This is a genomic window from Sulfurimonas sp. (assembly GCF_026991475.1).
GTDB lineage: Bacteria > Campylobacterota > Campylobacteria > Campylobacterales > Sulfurimonadaceae > Sulfurimonas.
Window position 1 is genome coordinate 1 of the sequence record NZ_JALXBK010000050.1, and the last position, 1907, is coordinate 1907.

The window sequence follows — 1907 nt, forward strand, 5'->3', positions numbered from 1 at the left end:
GATTTAGCTGCAAAATTTGCAGAAGTAAAACTCCCTGTGAGTTATATTTCACAATTTAAAGTGTTGCGAAATCAACAAAAATTACAAGAGCAAACGCAGCAGTCTCAAAAAACAAAATTTACAAAAGTAACTACTCTTAAAAATGCACAAGTAGCTTATAGTGAAAATTCAACAATGTTCCCACGATTAAGGAAACCTAAGGTTCCTCTTGGACACGTACAAAGTAGCTTTGTAAGCAATGCAAGTATAAAACAAAATGCACTAAATACTTATATAGCTAACGACAACTACTACAAAGTAACTGCTTAGTCCTCTTCTATCCACGCCTCTGTTTTTATAACCCTGCCATCATCAAACTGTTTGATTTTAAACGCAGCACTGCATTTACCATCGGCAATATCTAAAACAGCCATTTGCAGAATTTTTTTACACTTTTTAGGAATATCAAAATGCCCTTTTAGCCCTGTTAAGAACTGCTTGAGTGGCACTTTGGCATCCATACCAATAACATTATCTCTACACCCACTCAAACCCATATCACTCATATAAGCCGTACCATTTGCAATTTGGAAGTCATCTGTTGAGACATGTGTATGTGTCCCAATAATAGCACTCACTTCTCCCTGCATCAGCATCATCATTCCACGTTTTTCACTCGTTGCTTCTGCATGAAAATCGACAAATATATTTTTAATACCCTCTTTATGTAACTCTTCTACTGTAGTCTCAGCACAACGAAAAGCATTGTCACAATAGGGCATAGAGTAGTGTCCCATAAGATTTAAAACAGCTAGTTTTTCACTTCCGACAGCATAAACCTTACATCCTGTTCCTGGCACTCCCTCTGGATAGTTATGGGGGCGCAGTATTTCATGAGAATCAAAAAGAGGCAAAATATCTTTTTTATCCCATGTATGATTCCCACCACTCATCACATCAATGCCATATGAGAAAAGCTCATTACAGTTTTTGAGCGTCAAACCAAAACCGTGTGAAGCGTTTTCATAATTTGCAATGACAAAGTCAATGCTCTCTTTCTCTTTTATCTCTTGCAGGTATTTTTTGAGCATATCACGCCCCGGACTCCCTACTATGTCGCCTATAAATGCTATTCTCATACAACCATCTTCATATTTTTTCGCAATTATAGCTAAAGTTGAGCAACTACTTTTTCAATGTTTTCTATAGGCTCAGGTCTCGCAAAAAGATACCCTTGAAAATAGTGACAGCCAAATTCTTTTAGTTTTTCAAAATGCTCTTCTGTTTCAACACCCTCAGCAATGACATCAAATCCAAATGCCTCCCCTAAGTTTATAATACTCTGCACAATAATCTGATCTGAGTGATTTTCCAACATTTCAAAAATAAAACCTTGGTCTATTTTTATCTGATTAATTGGAAGCATTTTTAGATACTGCAAAGAGGAATAACCTGTACCAAAATCATCAATAGAGATCTGAATACCTAACTCTCGCAGTTTTTGCATCTTTTGCACCATTGCTTCAAAATCATCAGCTAAAAGAGACTCTGTTAATTCAATTTTTAATCTATTTGGATTAATGCTATACATTTCAATACTCTTTTTTACAATCGTTAAAAAATCATCTTGAGCAAACTGTTTTGCACTTACATTTACAGCTAAAATCCACTCTTTTGTTTTAGAGTTTTCCTGCCAAACAGCGAGCTGTTTACAAGCACTTTGCAGCACCCATGTCCCAATTTCAACAATAAGTCCACTATTTTCAGCAATTGGTATAAATTTAAAAGGAGAGACTAATCCCTGTTTTGGATGATTCCATCGTATAAGACTCTCTGCCCCAATGTAAGAGGCATCATCCCTATTTTGTAATTGGTAATGGAGTTCAAACTGATTTTCTTGAATTGCTACTAATAAATCACTGTAAATA

General features: G+C 35.7%; 2 protein-coding genes and 1 pseudogene. 1 reads left to right on the forward strand and 2 read right to left on the reverse strand.

Going from position 1 to position 1907, the window contains the following annotated elements:
* Positions 1–309 (forward strand): annotated as a pseudogene (locus MV589_RS04270) (hypothetical protein); the annotation flags it as partial.
* On the opposite strand, the gene MV589_RS04275 reads toward MV589_RS04270, so the two are convergent.
* Both MV589_RS04275 and MV589_RS04280 read right to left on the reverse strand, forming a co-directional pair.
* A complete protein-coding gene (locus MV589_RS04275; protein ID WP_297432388.1) occupies positions 306–1118 on the reverse strand; it encodes a TIGR00282 family metallophosphoesterase in 813 nt (270 codons plus the stop codon). The pseudogene MV589_RS04270 and the gene MV589_RS04275 overlap by 4 nt on opposite strands.
* Positions 1119–1150: 32 nt before the next feature.
* The coding region (locus MV589_RS04280) for a putative bifunctional diguanylate cyclase/phosphodiesterase (protein WP_297432390.1) at positions 1151–1907 on the reverse strand (757 nt) is incomplete at its 5' end.

Coding starts and splice junctions, on each gene's coding strand:
- MV589_RS04275 (WP_297432388.1), bottom strand. CDS start 1,118: ATGAGAATAGCATTTATAGGCGACATAGTAGGGAGTCCGGGGCGTGAT.